Source organism: Polaromonas sp. (assembly GCF_039930745.1).
Taxonomy (GTDB): Bacteria; Pseudomonadota; Gammaproteobacteria; order Burkholderiales; family Burkholderiaceae_C; genus Polaromonas.
Genome location: NZ_JBDTTH010000097.1, coordinates 1 through 16243, shown reverse-complemented (window position 1 = coordinate 16243; position 16243 = coordinate 1). Strand labels below are relative to the sequence as shown.

Genomic DNA, 16243 nt, shown 5'->3' with positions numbered 1-16243 from the left:
GTCTGTACTGTCGTCGCTTCGCCTTCGCGTTCACGAATGATGTAGAAAAGGAATAGCAGGGCTGGCGGTCTGCGAAACCCCGTTCGGCCCCGCGTTGTCGATGACGCGGGTGCCGGGGTTTTGCCGGCAGAGTGACTTCTGCACGGCTTCCATGCGCGCCATGGTGCCTGCAGATGGTCTGTTGCATCCGCGTAAAAAGGGTAATTCATGAGCTTTTCAGGCTTTGTCGTCCAGCTGCTCAATGGCCTGGCCGGTGCATCGTCGCTGTTTCTGGTGGCTGCCGGGCTGTCGCTGATTTTTGGCGTCACGCGTATCGTCAACTTCGCGCACGGCTCTTTTTTCATGGTCGGCATCTATGTGGCCTATTCCCTGGTGGCCACCCTGGGCGGCACGATCGGTTTCTGGCCGGCTTTGTTGCTTGCCGCCCTGGCCGTCGGTGTGCTGGGTGCACTGGTCGAAGTCCTGCTGCTGCGCCGCATCTACCGCGCGCCCGAACTGTTCCAGCTGCTGGCCACCTTTGCGCTGGGCCTGGTGATCAAGGACGGGGTGTTGTGGTTCTGGGGGCCTGAAGAGCTGCTGGGCCCGCGGGCACCCGGTCTGTCGGGCTCGGTGTCCATTCTCGGCAGGCAATTTCCGTCTTACGACCTCTTTTTGATCGTGGCAGGTCCGGTGGTGCTCGGCCTGCTCTGGCTGCTGCTGACCAAAACCCGTTGGGGCACGCTGGTGCGTGCTGCCACGCAAGACCGGGAGATGGTCAGTGCGCTGGGTGTCAACCAGGCCTGGCTGTTTACTGCGGTGTTCGCGCTGGGCGCGTTGCTGGCTGGGCTGGGGGGTGCCTTGCAGCTGCCGCGCGAACCGGCGAACCTGGAGATGGACCTCAACATCATCGGCGCGGCCTTTGTGGTCGTGGTGGTCGGCGGCATGGGCTCGATTCCCGGTGCCTACGTGGCGGCGCTGCTGATTGCCGAGCTGAAGGCGATCTGCATCTGGCTGGGCCTGGTGGAAATCTGGGGCATCAGCATTTCGTTTTCCAAACTCACCTTGGTGGTGGAGTTTCTCGTGATGGCCGTTGTGCTCGTCGCCCGGCCCTGGGGGCTGTTCGGCCGGCCGCAGGCGGTCAGCCGCCATGCCGGCACGGCCGAGGAGCCCTTGCGTCCGCCGGACCGCCTGTACACCTATGGGGGCGCCGCCGTGCTGGCCGTGCTGGCCCTGGTGCCGGTGCTCGCCGCGCAATCGCCCTACGTCACGGTGCTGCTGATTGATTTGCTGGTGGCGGTGCTGTTTGCCGCCAGCCTTCACTTCATCATGGGGCCGGCCGGCATGCACTCCTTTGGCCATGCGGCTTACTTTGGCTTGGGGGCCTACGGCGCCGCCTTGCTGGTGCGCAGCCTGAACCTGCCGATGGAGGTGGCTCTGATCGTCGCGCCTGCGCTCGCGGCGCTGGGGGCCTTCATCTACGGCTGGTTCTGTGTCCGCCTGTCGGGCGTGTACCTGGCCATGCTGACCCTGGCCTTTGCGCAGATCACCTGGGCGATCTGCTACCAGTGGGATGCCTTCACCGGTGGCAGCAACGGCCTGACCGGTGTCTGGCCGTCCGAATGGCTGGCCGACAAAAAAATGTATTACTACCTGACGCTGGTACTGGTGGCCGGGGCCGTGCTGCTGATGCACCGCATGCTGTATTCACCCTTTGGCTACGCCATGCGTGCAGCACGCGATTCGGTGCTGCGCTCCGACGCGATCGGCATCGACGTCAAGCGCCTGCAATGGGTGGCCTTTGTCATCGCCGGCACTTTCGCAGGCCTGGCCGGCGCGCTGTATGCGTTCTCCAAAGGCAGCATTTCCCCGGAAAGCCTGCACGTGAGCAAGTCCATTGATGGCCTGGTCATGGTGCTGCTGGGCGGTGTGCAGACGCTGGTCGGGCCGATTGTCGGCGCCGTTACTTTCACCTGGCTGCACGACACGGTGGCTCGTAACACCGACTACTGGCGTGCCATGCTGGGCGCCATCATCCTGATCCTCGTGCTGCTGTTTCCGCAAGGCATTGCCGGCTTTGTCAAACAGCTGCTGTTGCGCCTGCGCGGCGCAAAAGAGGGGCAGTCATGAGCTTGCTCAAAGTGTCCGGCCTGGGCAAATCATTCGGTGGCGTCAAGGCCGTGGACGGCATCAGTTTCGAGCTGGCTGCCGGCGAGCTGCTGGCGCTGATTGGCCCCAACGGTGCCGGCAAGTCCACCACCTTCAACATGGTCAATGGCCAGTTGCGGGCCGATGCCGGCTCCATTCAGCTCAATGGCCAGGAATTGATCGGGCTGGCACCGCGCGACATCTGGCGGCTGGGTGTCAGCCGGACTTTCCAGATTGCCGAAACCTTTTCTTCGCTGACGGTTGTCGAGAACGTCCAGATGGCTTTGCTGTCCTCGGACCGCAAGCTGTTTTCCATGTGGCGCCGCGCGGCCGGCCACAAGCGCGAGGAGGCGCTGGTGCTGCTCGAGCAGGTCCACATGAAAGCCCAGGCTGACCGGCCCTGCAGCGTGCTGGCTTATGGCGACGTCAAGCGTGTGGAGCTTGCCATGGCCATGGCCAACAACCCCAAGCTGCTGCTGATGGACGAGCCCACCGCGGGCATGGCACCCAAAGAGCGCAACGACCTGATGGCCCTGACCAAACAGCTGGTCATTGACCGTGGCATGGCGGTGCTGTTCACCGAACACAGCATGGACGTGGTGTTTGCCTATGCTGACCGCATGATTGTGCTGGCACGAGGGCGCCTGATTGCGGAAGGCAAGCCGCTGGAGATCCGCGACCACCCCAAAGTCCAGGAGGTCTATTTCGGCAGCGGCAAGACCTTCGAGAAAAAGACACTGGAAAAGGATGCCGCCTCATGAGCACCGTGAAAGAAGTTTTGCTGCAAGCCAAAGGCCTGTGCGCCTGGTATGGCGCCGCCCAGATCCTCTATGACGTAGGCATGGAAGTGCGGCGCGGTGAAGTGGTGGCCCTGATGGGGCGCAACGGGGCCGGAAAATCCACCACGCTCAAAACGCTGATCGGGATGCTGGACAAGCGGCGCGGCATCGTTTCCTTCCTCGGTGCCGACATTTCAAAAAGCGAGCCACACCATGCGGCACGCATGGGCCTGGGTTTCGTGCCGGAGGACAGGCGTATTTTCACCGACCTGACTGTGATGGAAAACCTGGAAGTGGGGCGCCAGCCGCCGCGCCGCTGGCCGGACGGCAGCGAGGCCCCGCTCTGGACGCCCGAGCGCCTGTTCAAGTTGTTCCCCAACCTCGGCGAGATGCCGAACCGCCAGGGTGGCCGCATGAGCGGCGGCGAGCAGCAGATGCTGACGGTGGCGCGCACCCTGATGGGCAATCCCTACCTGGTCCTGCTGGACGAGCCCTCGGAAGGCGTGGCACCGGTGATCGTCGAACAGATGGCGCAGATGATCCTGGAGCTCAAATCTCAGGGCGTCAGTATTTTGCTATCCGAACAGAACATGCATTTCGCGGAGCTGGTGTCGGACCGGGCTTATGTGCTCGAAAAAGGCCAGATCCGCTACGAGGGTTCCATGGCCGAGCTGTCGGCCAACGAAGAGGTGCGGCGCGCCTACCTCAGTGTTTAGCGCCATGTTGTTTTAATCCGTTCCAAGGAGATCGCATCATGCATCCAGCTACCCGCAGAACCCTATTGAAAACCCTGTCTGGCGGCGGCCTCGTGGCGGCCATCGGTCTGGCCGGCCGCGTGGCCTTCGCCGCCGGCATCAAGCCCGACGGCAAAAGCGCGCTGATTGTTGTTGATGTGCAGAACTGTTTCGTGACCGGCGGCACCTTGCCCGTCAAAGGCGGCGAAGAAGTGGTGCCGGTCATCAACAAACTCGCACGCGCTTTCGAGAACATCGTCATCACGCAGGACTGGCATACCAAGGGCCATGCGTCCTTTGCCAGCACCCACGCTGGCAAAAAGCCTTTTGAAGTTAAAAAGCTCGCCTATGGCAACCAGGTGTTGTGGCCCGACCACTGCGTGCAGGGCACCGATGACGCCGCGCTGCACAAGGACCTGGCGCTGCCCACCGCGCAGGTCATTGTGCGCAAGGGCTACCACCAGGAAGTGGACAGTTATTCGGCCTTCACCGAAGCCGACGGCAAGACGCCGACCGGCCTGGGCGGCTACCTCAAGCAGCGCGGCATCAAGCGCGTTTTCGTGACCGGGCTGGCGACCGACTTCTGTGTCGCCTGGACCGCGATGGATGCGCGCAAGGCAGGCTTCGAGGCCTATGTGATCGAAGACGCCACGCGCGCCATCGACCTGAACGGTTCGCTGGCCGCCGCATGGAAACAGATGACGGCCAAGGGCGTCAAACGAATCCAGTCCACCGACCTGGCCTGAAGCTCGTCCTGACTTGCCCTCGGACCCAATGATCACAGAGGTCGTGACCCTCAGCGTCAACCGGTTGACGCGAACACTGGCGGTCTCGCCGCAGGCTTCTCTGCTGGGCGTGTTGCGCAACGACCTGGAGCTCAACAGCCCCAAATACGGCTGCGGCCTGGGTGAGTGTGGGGCTTGCACGGTGCTGGTCGATGGGGTGGCTGCGCGCGCCTGCGTGATTCCGACTGGCGGTGTGGCCGGCCGCGAGATCACCACGCTGGAAGGTTTGGGGTCCCTCGAGGCGCTTCATCCGGTGCAACAGGCTTTCATCGAAGAGCAGGCGGCCCAGTGCGGTTACTGCCTGAGCGGCATGATCATGATGACGGTGGCGCTGCTGGCGCGCAAGCCGGAACCGACGGACGACGAGATACGAAGCGAGCTGTCCGGCAACCTGTGCCGTTGCGGTACCTACCTGGAAATCCTCAGGGCGGTCAGGCGCGCGGCCCAATTGATGCGCCCGGTTTCGGCGCGGGCGGACAAGTCATGACACGCCGCGCGGACACCCCGCTCACACGCGCCGGCTTTCACGCTGCAGGTGGCGTGCTGCTGGTCACGCGCGAACCGCCTCCCGCCCTGCCGCCGGCCCAGGGCCAACCTGCGCTGATCAGCGGCAATCCACTTGAAGGGGTGGAGATACTGTTGGCTGTTTGGGATGACGGCAGTGTGACGGCCCTGAACGGCCATGTGGACCTGGGCACCGGTATTCGCACCGCCCTCAGCCAGATTGTGGCGGAAGAGCTTGATGTTCCGCTGGCCAGTATCCACATGGTGCTGGGCGATACCACCCGCGCGCCGAATCAGGGCGCCACGATTGCCAGCGCTTCGATTCAGATTCATGCTGTACCTTTGCGGGCTGCTGCTGCCCAGGCGTGTGCCTGGCTGGTGAGCCGGGCCGCCGGTGTGTTGCAGGTGGACCGCGCACTGCTGACGGTGCATGACGGCCTGGTGTCGGTGATCGGCAGTGATAGCCGTTCGGTGGCCTACGGCGCGCTGGTTGCACAGCAGCATGTGGAACTTTCGCTGGCGCTGGATTCGCCGCTGAAATCTCCGGACGACTACCGCATCGTCGGCACCAGCACGGCGCGCGTTGACATTCCGGCCAAGGCCACGGGAGCGCTGACCTTTGTGCACGACATGCGCGTGCCGGGCATGCTGCATGGCCGCGTCGTGCGGCCACCTTATGCCGGGGCTGACCATGGCGACTTCATCGGCAATACGCTGAAATCGGTCGACGAGTCCTCGATCTCGCACATTCCGGGTATTCGTGCCGTCGTGGTTATCCGCGATTTCATCGGCATCGTCGCCGAGCGTGAAGAGCATGCCGAGCAGGCGCTGCGCGAGTTGCGTGTCCAGTGGAAGCCTTGGCCAGGCCTGAGCAATCTGGACGATCTGGAAACCGCCATCCGCGCCAACCCGGCGACGCAGCGCAAGCTGGTTGACGAGGGCGACGTAGACGCCGCGATGGCAGGTGCCGAGCAGCGTTTGCCGCGGAACTATGTCTGGCCTTACCAGATGCATGGCTCCATCGGGCCGTCCTGTGCGCTAGCCGACTGGCAAGGCAAAGGTTTAACGGTCTGGGCCGGCACACAAAATCCCCACGTGTTGCGCGCCGACCTGTCGCAGCTCATGGGGTTGCCGGATCTCGATATTGATGTGATCCGTATGGAAGCGGCCGGCTGTTACGGCCGCAACTGTGCCGACGATGTAGCAGCGGATGCTGCGTTGCTCTCACGCGCGGTCGGTGCGCCGGTGCGGGTGCAGCTCACGCGCGAACAGGAACATGCCTGGGAGCCCAAGGGTGCGGCGCAGCTCATGCAGGTCAACGGTGGCTTGAATGCCGACGGCTCGGTTGCCGCTTACGACTTCCAGACGTCCTACCCCTCCAACGGTGCACCGACGCTGGCACTGCTGCTCACGCGCACCGTCGAGCCCGTGGCGCGCGCTTACGAGATGGGCGACCGCAGCGCCCGCCCGCCTTACGACTACGAGAACCTGCGCGTGTCGATCAACGACATGCCGCCCATGTTGCGCGCCTCCTGGCTGCGCGGTGTATCGGCCTTGCCCAATTCCTTTGCACACGAGTCCTACATCGACGAACTGGCGACGGCGGCGGGCGTGGACCCGGTGGAATTCCGGCTGCGTTATTTGACTGAGCCGCGCGCCGCCGAGCTGCTGCGCGCCACGGCCGACCGTGCCGGCTGGAAAGTTCACACGCAGCCGCAGCAGCAGGGCGGGGAACAAAGCGGGGCGTCTGACATCGTGCTAGGCCAGGGCGTGGCTTACGCGCGTTACGTGCACAGCAAATGGCCGGGTTATGGCGCAGCCTGGGCCGCCTGGGTTGCTGATGTCGAGGTTAATCGCAAGACCGGTGAAGTGCAGGTGCGGCGGGTGGTGGTGGGCCATGATGCCGGCACGCTGATCAACCCCGCCGGTGTGCAGCACCAGATCCACGGCAACGTGGTGCAGACCACCAGCCGGGCGCTCACCGAGCAGGTGGCCCTGAACCCGACAACCAACACCGTGGCCAGCCTGGAGTGGGGCAGCTACCCAATCCTGAGCTTCAGGGATGTGCCGGTGATCGAGGTGGTGACCATGGCGCGCCCAGGCGAGCCGCCGCTGGGTGCGGGTGAGTCATCCTCGGTGCCCGGCACCGCCGCCATCGCCAATGCCATTTTTGACGCGACCGGCGTGCGCTTTCGCCAGCCGCCTTTCACTGCGGAAGTGGTGCGTGCCGCGCTGCAGCCAGCGCCTGAAAAAATACCGACCGTATCGCCCGCTCTGGCCGCACCGCCTCCGCCGGCTCGCCCGCCCGACAACGCGCCCTGGCCCCAAGGCCTGGGCCGTTGGTCGCGTGCCGGCGCCATGCTGGCCGGCGTGTTTGGCCTGGCGGCTGCGTTGCTGGGTTGGCGGCCGGCGATTGCACCGGTGTTGTCGGGTGGTTCATCGATTGACACCGCAGAGACGATTGAACGCGGCCGGCAGCTTGCGGCGGCGGGTGACTGTGTTGTGTGCCACACCGCGCCAGGCGGCGTGCCCAACGCTGGCGGCCGGGCGATGGAAACGCCTTTCGGCAAGATATTCACCACCAACCTCACGCCCGATGCGCAGACTGGCATCGGCCAGTGGTCCTTCAGCGCCTTCCAGCGCGCCATGCGTGAAGGTATCTCGCGGGATGGGCACCACCTGTATCCGGCCTTTCCCTACACGGCCTTTGCCAAAACCAGTGATGACGATCTGACGGCGCTGTATGCCTACCTCATGGCCCAGCCTGCGGTGCGCGCACAGACATCCGCCACACAGCTTGCGTTTCCCTTCAGCGTGCGTCCCCTGATGGCAGCCTGGAATGCAATGTCTCATGACCCGGCGCCCTACCGCGCGGACCCGACACAAAGCGTGGAATGGAACCGCGGCGCCTACCTGGTCAACGGCCTGGGCCATTGCGGTGCCTGCCATACGCCGCGTAATGCGCTGGGCGCCGAGCGCGGTGGCCCGGCCTTCCTGTCCGGTGCGGTGGTCGATGGCTGGGAAGCGCCCGCGTTGACAGCCTTGTCACGCGCGCCGGTACCCTGGACTTCCGCCGAGTTGTACCGCTATCTGCGCCAGGGCTACAGCCCGCAGCACGGCGCCGCCGCCGGCCCGATGGCTCCGGTGGTCAAGGAGCTCAGCGCCTTGCCCGACGACGATATCCGCGCCATGGCCAGCTACCTGACGTCATTCAACCAGCCCCTGGTCGAGCCTGAGAGCGCCGAACGTGCGAAGCAGGTGGTGCTGTCTGCCCAGCAAAGCGGCGCCGCCCTGCCCGGTCCCGGCCAACGCTTGTTCAACGGCGCATGCGCCTCCTGCCATCATGATGGCAACGGCCCGAAGCTGCTGGGCGTCAATGCACCGCTGGCCCTGAACAGCAAGCTGCACAGCGAGCGGCCCGACAACCTGATTCGTGTGATCCTGGACGGCATTCGCACACCCGCGACAGCACAGATCGGTTTCATGCCGGCCTTCCGCCACAGCCTGGACGACGGGCAGATTGCGACGCTGGCAAGCTACATGCGCGGCCGTTATGCGCCCGCTCAGCCTGTGTGGAAAGATCTGCCCGCCACCGTGTCGCGCTTGCGTGCAACGCCGGAGCCATGACGTGGCGGTGCCCTGCCTGGATCGGATCTGGTTGTTCGTGGTTTGCTATTGAATTAGCAGCTGGTAACCCCCGTTAGACGGGGGCTAGAGACACTTTTTGCTTGAAAATCCAGAATTTAGGAATGCAGACGGTCAGGCAGTCGTTTGTTCGCCCAGCCACTGCGCCAGCACCTCTGCCGTGTGTTCGCCCAGCAGGGGCGGCGGCCGCTGATAGGCCACCGGCGAGCCGGACAGGCGAATCGGATTGGCGACCAGCGGCACGCTGCCGGCCAGTACATGCGGCAGGCTGATCTGCAAACCGCGCGCGATCACTTGCGGGTCTGCAAACACTTCATCGATGCGATTGATTGGGCCGCAGGGCACACCGGCAGCTTCGAGCGCAGCAATCCAGCTGGCCGAAGTGCGCATCACCGTGGCCTGGCGCAGCAGAGGGACCAGCACCGCGCGGTTTGCCACGCGTTGGGCGTTGTTGGAAAAGCGGTCATCGGCCGACCATTCGGGGTGGTCCGCGACCTTGCAGAATTTGGCGAACTGCTCGTCATTTCCCACCGCGAGGATGATGTCGCCGTCAGCCGTGGGAAAGTCCTGGTAGGGCACGATGTTCGGATGCGCATTGCCCATCTGGTGCGGCACGATTTTTCCGGCCAGATAGTTGGAGGCCTGGTTCGCCAGGCAGGCGATCTGCACGTCCAGCAGCGCCAGGTCGATGTGTTGTCCCTGGCCGGACTTCTCGCGTTCGGCCAGGGCGGCCTGCACAGCAATCGTGGCGTAGAGCCCGGTCATGATGTCGGTCAGCGCCACGCCGACTTTTTGCGGGCCGGCGCCGGCCTCGCCGTCAGGGCGGCCGGTCACACTCATCAGCCCGCCCATGCCCTGGATCAGGAAGTCGTAACCCGCGCGTGCCGCATAAGGGCCGGTCTGCCCGAAGCCGGTGATCGAGCAATAGACCAGACGCGGGTTCGTTTCCTTCAGGCTGGCGTAATCCAGTCCATAACGTTTGAGCCCGCCGACCTTGAAGTTCTCCAGCACCACGTCGGCTTGCTGCGCCAGCGCGCGCACCTGCGCCTGCCCTTCAGGCGTGGCGATGTCGATGGCGACCGAACGCTTGTTGCGGTTGGCGCAGAGAAAGTAGGCGGCCTCGGTGGTGTCGCGGCCAGAGGCGTCTTTCAGGTAGGGCGGGCCCCAGGCGCGGGTGTCGTCACCAGCGCCCGGCTTTTCGACCTTGACCACGTCGGCACCCAGGTCGGCGAGCAATTGCCCGGCCCAGGGGCCGGCGAGCACGCGCGACAGGTCCAGCACCCGCACACCGGTCAGCGGCGGCGGGCGCACGTCAGTCGTGCTCATGAATTCAGGAAAAGGCCGAGATGCCGGTGATGCCGCGGCCCAGGATCAGCGCATGCACGTCGTGCGTGCCTTCGTAGGTGTTGACGACTTCCAGGTTGACCAGGTGCCGCGCCACGCCGAACTCGTCGCTGATGCCGTTGCCGCCCAGCATGTCGCGCGCCATGCGCGCAATGTCGAGTGCCTTGCCGCACGAGTTGCGCTTCATGATGGATGTGACCTCCACAGAGGCCGTGCCTTCATCCTTCATGCGGCCCAGGCGGAGGCAGCCCTGCAGGCCGAGCGCGATTTCGGTTTCCATGTCGGCGAGTTTTTTCTGGATCAGCTGGTTGGCGGCCAGCGGACGGCCAAACTGCTTGCGGTCCAGCGTGTACTGGCGTGCCTTGTGGAAGCAGTCTTCCGCCGCACCCAGCGCACCCCAGGCAATGCCGTAGCGGGCCGAGTTGAGGCAGGTGAACGGGCCCTTCAGGCCGCGCACCTCGGGAAAAGCGTTTTCTTCGGGGCAGAACACCTCGTCCATGACGATTTCCCCGGTGATGGAGGCGCGCAGGCCAACCTTGCCGTGCACGGCCGGTGCGCTCAGGCCTTTCCAGCCTTTTTCCAGCACAAAACCGCGAATGGCGCCCTCGTCATCTTTGGCCCAGACCACAAACACGTCGGCAATCGGGCTGTTGGTGATCCACATCTTGGCGCCCGACAGCTTGTAGCCGCCGTCCACCTTTTTGGCGCGCGTGATCATGCTGCCGGGGTCGGAGCCGTGGTTGGGTTCGGTCAGGCCGAAGCAGCCAATCCATTCTCCGGTGGCCAGTTTCGGCAGGTATTTCTGTTTCGTGGCTTCGTTGCCGAACTCGTTGATAGGCACCATCACCAGCGAAGACTGCACGCTCATCATGGAGCGGTAGCCCGAATCGACACGCTCGACTTCACGTGCCACCAGGCCGTAACAAACGTAGTTCAGGCCGGCGCCGCCATAGGCTTCGGGGATGGTGCTGCCGAGCAGGCCGAGCGAACCCATCTCGCGAAAAATCCCCACATCGGTTTTTTCATGGCGGAAGGCTTCCAGCACGCGCGGCGCGAGCTGTTCCTGGCAGTAGGCGCTGGCGGTGTCGCGCACCATGCGTTCGTCTTCGCTCAGTTGCTGGTCGAGCAGCAGGGGGTCAGCCCAGTGGAAGCTGGCTTTGTGGGGGCTGGGGCTCATGGGGTGTCTCCAAAGGAATGTGTTGGGCCTCTCTGTGTGCGTAAACCGCAACTCAGGAAGGCCGGGAAAAGGACCGGATTTGTCTCAAGCATAAGCTGACCTGCCTACCAGGCGCAACAGATGATTTGGAACTTGGGTGTGCCAAAATGGAACTCCGAAACGGCAGATGCCGCAGGAGCCCGCATGCGACGAAAAATTCCCTCCACCACCGCTCTGGCCCTGTTTGAATCGGCTGCGCGTCACCAGAGTTTTACCCAGGCGGCGCACGAGCACGCCGTCACCCAGAGTGCGGTGTGCCGTCAGATCGCCGGTCTGGAGGACTTCCTGAGCGTGAAGCTGTTCAGGCGCACCAAACGCGGGGTACTGCTCACTGAAGCGGGCACCAACTACGCCCGCGATGTGCGTGCTCGCCTGGATGATGTGGAGCGCGATACATTGACGCTGATGGCCAAGGGCGGCGCGGGTGGGGCGCTGGAGCTGGGGGTGGTGCCGACCTTTGCCGCCAAGTGGCTGGTGCCGCGGCTCGGCGATTTCCAGCGCCTGCACCCCGATATTGCGGTGCACCTGTCGTCCCGCACGCGGCCTTTCCTGTTTGCCGATACCGCGCTGGATGCGGCCATTTTTGCGGGCGACGCCGGTTGGCCGGGTACGGAGTCCTGTTTCCTGATGGACGAACGCCTGGTGGCGGTCGGCAGCCCGGCGCTGGTCAAGACGCGGCGCAGCCTCAAGGCCGCGGACCTGGCGCACCTGCCGCTGCTGCAGATGAGCACGCGACCCTATGCCTGGCGGCAGTGGTTTGAGTCGCTGGGTTTGAGCGTCGAGAACGACCTGGCCGGTGCGCGCATGGAGCTGTTTTCCATCACCACCGAAGCTGCCATCCATGGCCAGGGCCTGGCCCTGATTCCGCGTTTCCTGATTGAAGACCACTTGAAACAGGGCCGCCTGGTGCCGCTGATCGAGCACGAGTTCCTCAGCGACCGGCGTTATTACTTCATTTATCCGGAACAGAAGTCCGACAACGCGGTGCTGGCGCTGTTTCGCGGCTGGCTGGAGCAGGAAGCGGCACGCTACCGCAGCGTGCAGGCCGGCTAGCGCTTGTTGCTGGGGAGGCTGCCCTCACTGCGATGTTTCTGGGCCTGCTCGCGCAGGGCGCGCTGGCCGATCGACTCGCTGTCCTGCCGGATGCGCTGGTCGTCCTGGCGCGTCAGGTCCCGCTGTTGCCGCCATTGCTCGCGCTGCAACTGCTGCTGCTCCCGCCAGGCCAGCTCCTGGTCGCTGAGCCCAGGCCGTTCCGGCACCCAGGTGCCGTTGCGCTGCGCCTGTTCGCGCAGGGCACGCTGTCCGATCGACTCCTGGCTCTGGCGAATTTGCGCATCCTGCCGGCGTGTCAGTTCAAGCTGGCGGCGCTCGTGTTCGCGCTGCTGCCGCCGCCATTCCCACTGGTCCCGTTCATACGCGTTGTAGTCGGGGGGCGGGCTGCTACCCGTCCAGGTTTCAGTGCGGGTGGTCACGGTAGGCAGCTGCGCCCAGGCCGGCAGGCCCAGCGCCAGCAGAACCACCGCCAGCAAAGCGGGGCTAGCGCTTGAATATCCAGGAAATTTCATCATGCGGTTCATGGGGTGTCTCCGTCAGCTGCGCCAATGAAGGCGCCAAACAAAGCCTACTGTACGCAAAGCCGAAAAACACCGGCGCCAACCCTGGCACCTGCGCTTTTTCCGTGTCGCTTCAAACAGGGGTTCTTGCGCTTTTTTGTAGTGAAATTGGCCTCCAGCCCTTATGTCGAGGACACCGGTAGCTATCAAAACAGGAGTGAATGAACGCAACAGGGATACCTCGCCCAATGTGAGAGGATGGCCACCATGCAAAATTTCTGGCCTTCCAGCGGTTTCAGCCAGCTCCAGCGCAATGCCCGGGGCTGGATGCTGCCCACCGACGACTACCTGCGCCTGTTCCTGGTTCGCCCAGAACTGGCGCTGCTGCCCGAGTCCTGCCGCGCCGAGCAGACCCTGCACGCTACTTTGCAGGATGCGCCCACTCGCCCTGTGCCCGACGCAGAGCTGCAGGCCCTTCAGGACGACGATGCCCGCGAGAGCTACGGCCTGTTTCTGCGTTTTCGTGACGGGCTGCTGGATGCCGGCACGCTGGAGGCGTATTACCTGAGCCTGTTCCGTGCCGGCAGCATCAGCATCCCGCCGCTGTTCATTGACCTGTTGGCCCAAGCCATCGTGCGCAACCTGCTCGACGATGCGACGGACGCCTACGAAGTGCGCGCCGCCGAAATGCTGTTTCGCCCGCAACGCATTTCCACCGAAGAGGGCCAGGTGCTGGCCGGCGACCGTGACCGGCTCGACATGCTGAATGATCACGGCGGACTGGGTGACTTCGGCCGGTTCCTTGCGGAGGCCGGGGCGCCGCTGCGCAGTATTGACATGCAGGTGCTGTCAGACAGCAATGCCCCCGATTACTGGGAGGCCAGCGAGCGCCACAGCTTTCTGCTCGACCTGAGGCACGAGGTCACCAACGACCTGAGCCACGGCCTGGTCTTCACCATGACGCGCGCCCGCTCCGGCCTGAAGGCACTGGCGCGTGTGCTGGAAAAATGGGTGCAGCATTTTCTCGGCGCGGCCGTCACCATCCGGCCGCTGCAAAAAGTCGATGACGAAGCCTGGCGCTGGCATGTGGGCCTGGACATTGATGCCACGGCGCTGCTCAACGACCTGTACGAAGGCCGGGAAGTGGCGCCCGAGCGCATGCAGCGCCTGGTCAGTCTGTTTAGGCTGGATTTTGTAGAGCCGCAGGAGATGCGCGCGGACGTGGCTGGCAAGCCGGTTTACCTCGGGCTGATGATGAATGCCGAGCGTGTGCTCCGCCTCAAGCCGCAAAATCTGCTGGTCAATTTGCCGCTGCGCGCGCAGGTGTAATCGCCATGAAAACAGTGATGTTGCCTTCTGCTGAAGCGGTCCCCGCGCTGGGCATGGGCACCTGGCGCATGGGCGAGGCTCCCGGCCTGCGTGCGCAGGAGATCGCCACCCTGCGCCTGGGCCTGGATCTCGGCGCCAGCCTGATCGACACCGCGGAAATGTACGGCGAAGGCCTGGCCGAGGAGCTGGTGGGCGAGGCACTGCAAGGGCGGCGCGAACAAGCCTTTGTGGTCAGCAAGGTGTATCCGCACAACGCCTCGGCGGCTGGCGTGGCGGCCGCGTGCGAGCGCAGCCTGCGCCGGCTGAAGACCGACCGCATCGACCTCTACCTGCTGCACTGGCGCGGTTCCGTGCCGCTGGCCGAAACCTTGGCGGGGCTGGCGGCATTGCAGCAGGCCGGCAAGATTCGCCACTATGGTGTGAGCAACCTCGACATGGCCGACATGCGGGAGCTGTGGGCGTTACCCGACGGGCACGGCGTGCAGACCAACCAGCTGCTGTACAACCTGTCACGCCGCGGCATCGAATGGGACCTGCTGCCCTGGATGCGTGAGCGACGCATGCCGGTGATGGCTTATTCGCCGATGGAGCAGGCGCGGCTGCTGCGTCACCCAGGGCTTGTGTCCTTTGCAAAGCGCCACGGCATGCTGGCCAGCCAGGCGGCGCTGGCCTGGCTGCTGGGGCAGGGCGATGTCATCGCCATTCCGAAAACCAGCGATTCACAGCGACTGCGCGAAAACGTTTCCGCCGCTGACATCGTGGTCGATGCCGCGCAACTGGCGGAACTCGATGCCTTGTTTGCGCCGCCGCGCGGCCCTGTGCCGCTGGAGATGATCTGAGTCCCGCTGCTCAGGCCAGCTGTGTCGCCGCCTCGAACAGTGCAAAAAACTCCCGCTGCCACGGCCCTTCGCTGTCTACCGCGGTCTGCACCATCACGGTCTGGGTCTTGCGGTCTACCAGCACGCGCTGGCCGTGATGGCCATTCATCATCATCCAGGAGCCGTCGGCTTTCGGGTGCCAGAAAAAATACTTGTAGCCCATGCCGGGCATGGCGACCCCATGGCGTACCTGGGCATCTCGGTCCGACCAGCTCGCGCATTCGTTGACCCAGCGCTCGCTGACCACCTGCCGGCCCTGCATGGCGCCGTTTTGTGCGACAAGCTGGCCGAGCCGTGCCCAGTCGCGCAGTCGGGCCGCAAAACCGATGCAGTTGTATTCCCTGTCGTGTGAATCGGTCAGCCATGTCGCGTCGGCTTCGGCGCCCATGGGCTGCCACAGCGCTTCCTCGGCAAAGGCCGACAGCGTTTTGCCGGTCACGCGGCGTATCACCATGCCAATGGTCAGAGGGCACAACTCGTTGTAGTTGTAGCGCGTGCCTTGCGGGCCTTCGCTCTGGTTCCAGTCCCTGACCGTCAGCTCCAGGTCGCTGTTCTTGCGCAGGAAAGCCTTGGGGTAGATCTGCGGGTTGTCGCGGTCATGCAGCACGGCCGCGCCGCTGGACATGTTGGCCAGGTTACGCAGGGTGATGCCGCCGTGCAGGCTGCCTTTGAGTTCCTCCGCATAGACCTGCGCCGTGTCGTCGAGCGAGCGCAGCAGGCCGCGGTCCAGGCAGATGCCCAGCAGCAGCGAGGTCACGCTTTTTGCCATGGACCAGCTGGTCAGCCGCATGTCGGGCTGGCGGCCGAAGCGGTAGTGCTCGGCCAGAATCACGCCCCGGCGCGCGATCAGCAGACTGGTGACCGGCAGGCCCTGGACATACTCACCGGGTGTTTTGCTCAGGAGGCCCCAGCGATACCGGATGTCGTCGCGCAGTTGCACGGCCAGCGGGCTGGCCTGCGCCTGCGCCGCCAGCGTGTGCACCGGAAACATCTTTTCATAGCCGCCCGAATAGTTGCCGACACGCAAGTCCTTGTGACCAACCCAATTTGGCGGATTGCCCCAGCCGCCGGGGTAGTTCCGGGCTTCGCCCCAGGCCTCATTGGCCCCCGCAGCGGGCATCGGCAGCAGAGGCAGGGCAGCTGCGGACAGCAGGAGCGTGCGTCGTTTCATGGCAGGAATGTACCGGGAATTCGGGAGACCAGGGGCGTGATCGCCCCTGGCATGGGCGCCCGGAAACGGCTCCCTGCCGGCCCGACCCGGCCAGTGGCTTAAAATACCGGGTTCTGCCATTTTTCTAACCCGGAGCCCTCCATGCCCAAAAAAATCCGCGTCGAAGCCGACATCTGCGCCC

At 64.4% G+C, this 16243-nt stretch carries 13 protein-coding genes; 9 read left to right on the top strand and 4 right to left on the bottom strand.

Translation table 11 applies throughout. The annotated features are described in order from the left end of the window. The first annotated feature begins 207 nt into the window (after positions 1-207). From ABI660_RS20115 to ABI660_RS20090, 6 genes are read left to right on the top strand one after another with little or no spacing between them, the layout of a single operon-like run. Entirely contained in the window at positions 208-2106 is a 1899-nt protein-coding gene (locus tag ABI660_RS20115; protein WP_348071448.1) for an ABC transporter permease, read from the top strand. Beyond that, entirely contained in the window at positions 2103-2885 is a 783-nt protein-coding gene (locus tag ABI660_RS20110; protein ID WP_348071446.1) for an ABC transporter ATP-binding protein, read from the top strand. The genes ABI660_RS20115 and ABI660_RS20110 overlap by 4 nt, the downstream gene beginning before the upstream one ends. After that, positions 2882-3619 (top strand): ABC transporter ATP-binding protein, encoded by a 738-nt coding sequence (locus tag ABI660_RS20105; RefSeq protein WP_348071444.1) that lies wholly within the window; start codon positions 2882-2884, stop codon positions 3617-3619. Before ABI660_RS20110 ends, ABI660_RS20105 begins: the two co-directional genes overlap by 4 nt. Before the next feature lie 38 nt (positions 3620-3657). Then, positions 3658-4383, top strand: a complete 726-nt coding sequence (gene pncA / locus ABI660_RS20100; RefSeq protein ID WP_348071442.1) for a bifunctional nicotinamidase/pyrazinamidase — start codon at positions 3658-3660, stop codon at positions 4381-4383. Between the two features lie 28 nt (positions 4384-4411). Beyond that, the gene (locus tag ABI660_RS20095; protein ID WP_348071440.1) at positions 4412-4909 is read left to right on the top strand and encodes a (2Fe-2S)-binding protein; all 498 of its coding nucleotides are present in this window, start codon (positions 4412-4414) and stop codon (positions 4907-4909) included. Continuing rightward, positions 4906-8553 (top strand): molybdopterin cofactor-binding domain-containing protein, encoded by a 3648-nt coding sequence (locus ABI660_RS20090; RefSeq protein WP_348071438.1) that lies wholly within the window; start codon positions 4906-4908, stop codon positions 8551-8553. Before ABI660_RS20095 ends, ABI660_RS20090 begins: the two co-directional genes overlap by 4 nt. Before the next feature lie 132 nt (positions 8554-8685). Here ABI660_RS20090 and ABI660_RS20085 read toward each other — a convergent pair whose 3' ends face one another. Continuing rightward, positions 8686-9897 (bottom strand): CaiB/BaiF CoA-transferase family protein, encoded by a 1212-nt coding sequence (locus ABI660_RS20085; protein WP_348071436.1) that lies wholly within the window; start codon positions 9895-9897, stop codon positions 8686-8688. 4 nt (positions 9898-9901) lie between these two features. Continuing rightward, positions 9902-11092, bottom strand: coding sequence for an acyl-CoA dehydrogenase (locus tag ABI660_RS20080; protein ID WP_348071434.1), 1191 nt, complete (start codon positions 11090-11092; stop codon positions 9902-9904). Positions 11093-11275: 183 nt separating this feature from the next. On the opposite strand from ABI660_RS20080, the gene ABI660_RS20075 reads away from it, so the two are divergent. Further along, positions 11276-12184: a LysR substrate-binding domain-containing protein gene (locus ABI660_RS20075; protein ID WP_348071432.1), complete on the top strand. Its 909-nt coding sequence runs from the start codon at positions 11276-11278 to the stop codon at positions 12182-12184. On the opposite strand, the gene ABI660_RS20070 is transcribed toward ABI660_RS20075, so the two are convergent. Continuing rightward, positions 12181-12708: a hypothetical protein gene (locus ABI660_RS20070; RefSeq protein ID WP_348071430.1), complete on the bottom strand. Its 528-nt coding sequence runs from the start codon at positions 12706-12708 to the stop codon at positions 12181-12183. The two genes, ABI660_RS20075 and ABI660_RS20070, sit on opposite strands and share 4 nt — an antisense overlap. Positions 12709-12951: 243 nt before the next feature. On the opposite strand from ABI660_RS20070, the gene ABI660_RS20065 reads away from it, so the two are divergent. Together ABI660_RS20065 and ABI660_RS20060 are read left to right on the top strand one after the other, a co-directional pair. Further along, the gene (locus ABI660_RS20065) at positions 12952-14013 is read left to right on the top strand and encodes a DUF6352 family protein (protein ID WP_348071429.1); all 1062 of its coding nucleotides are present in this window, start codon (positions 12952-12954) and stop codon (positions 14011-14013) included. Between the two features lie 5 nt (positions 14014-14018). Continuing rightward, positions 14019-14852, top strand: a complete 834-nt coding sequence (locus tag ABI660_RS20060) for an aldo/keto reductase (protein WP_348071428.1) — start codon at positions 14019-14021, stop codon at positions 14850-14852. A 10-nt stretch (positions 14853-14862) separates the two neighbouring features. On the opposite strand, the gene ABI660_RS20055 is transcribed toward ABI660_RS20060, so the two are convergent. After that, positions 14863-16062, bottom strand: coding sequence for a serine hydrolase (locus ABI660_RS20055; protein ID WP_348071427.1), 1200 nt, complete (start codon positions 16060-16062; stop codon positions 14863-14865). Positions 16063-16243 lie beyond the last annotated feature (181 nt).

Excerpts from the sequence above, each read along its gene's own strand:
- ABI660_RS20075 (WP_348071432.1), top strand. The coding sequence starts at position 11,276 with ATGCGACGAAAAATTCCCTCCACCACCGCTCTGGCCCTGTTTGAATCG.
- pncA (WP_348071442.1), top strand. The coding sequence starts at position 3,658 with ATGCATCCAGCTACCCGCAGAACCCTATTGAAAACCCTGTCTGGCGGC.
- ABI660_RS20095 (WP_348071440.1), top strand. The coding sequence starts at position 4,412 with ATGATCACAGAGGTCGTGACCCTCAGCGTCAACCGGTTGACGCGAACA.
- ABI660_RS20085 (WP_348071436.1), bottom strand. The coding sequence starts at position 9,897 with ATGAGCACGACTGACGTGCGCCCGCCGCCGCTGACCGGTGTGCGGGTG.
- ABI660_RS20070 (WP_348071430.1), bottom strand. The coding sequence starts at position 12,708 with ATGAACCGCATGATGAAATTTCCTGGATATTCAAGCGCTAGCCCCGCT.
- ABI660_RS20110 (WP_348071446.1), top strand. The coding sequence starts at position 2,103 with ATGAGCTTGCTCAAAGTGTCCGGCCTGGGCAAATCATTCGGTGGCGTC.
- ABI660_RS20065 (WP_348071429.1), top strand. The coding sequence starts at position 12,952 with ATGCAAAATTTCTGGCCTTCCAGCGGTTTCAGCCAGCTCCAGCGCAAT.
- ABI660_RS20080 (WP_348071434.1), bottom strand. The coding sequence starts at position 11,092 with ATGAGCCCCAGCCCCCACAAAGCCAGCTTCCACTGGGCTGACCCCCTG.
- ABI660_RS20060 (WP_348071428.1), top strand. The coding sequence starts at position 14,019 with ATGAAAACAGTGATGTTGCCTTCTGCTGAAGCGGTCCCCGCGCTGGGC.
- ABI660_RS20055 (WP_348071427.1), bottom strand. The coding sequence starts at position 16,062 with ATGAAACGACGCACGCTCCTGCTGTCCGCAGCTGCCCTGCCTCTGCTG.
- ABI660_RS20115 (WP_348071448.1), top strand. The coding sequence starts at position 208 with ATGAGCTTTTCAGGCTTTGTCGTCCAGCTGCTCAATGGCCTGGCCGGT.
- ABI660_RS20105 (WP_348071444.1), top strand. The coding sequence starts at position 2,882 with ATGAGCACCGTGAAAGAAGTTTTGCTGCAAGCCAAAGGCCTGTGCGCC.
- ABI660_RS20090 (WP_348071438.1), top strand. The coding sequence starts at position 4,906 with ATGACACGCCGCGCGGACACCCCGCTCACACGCGCCGGCTTTCACGCT.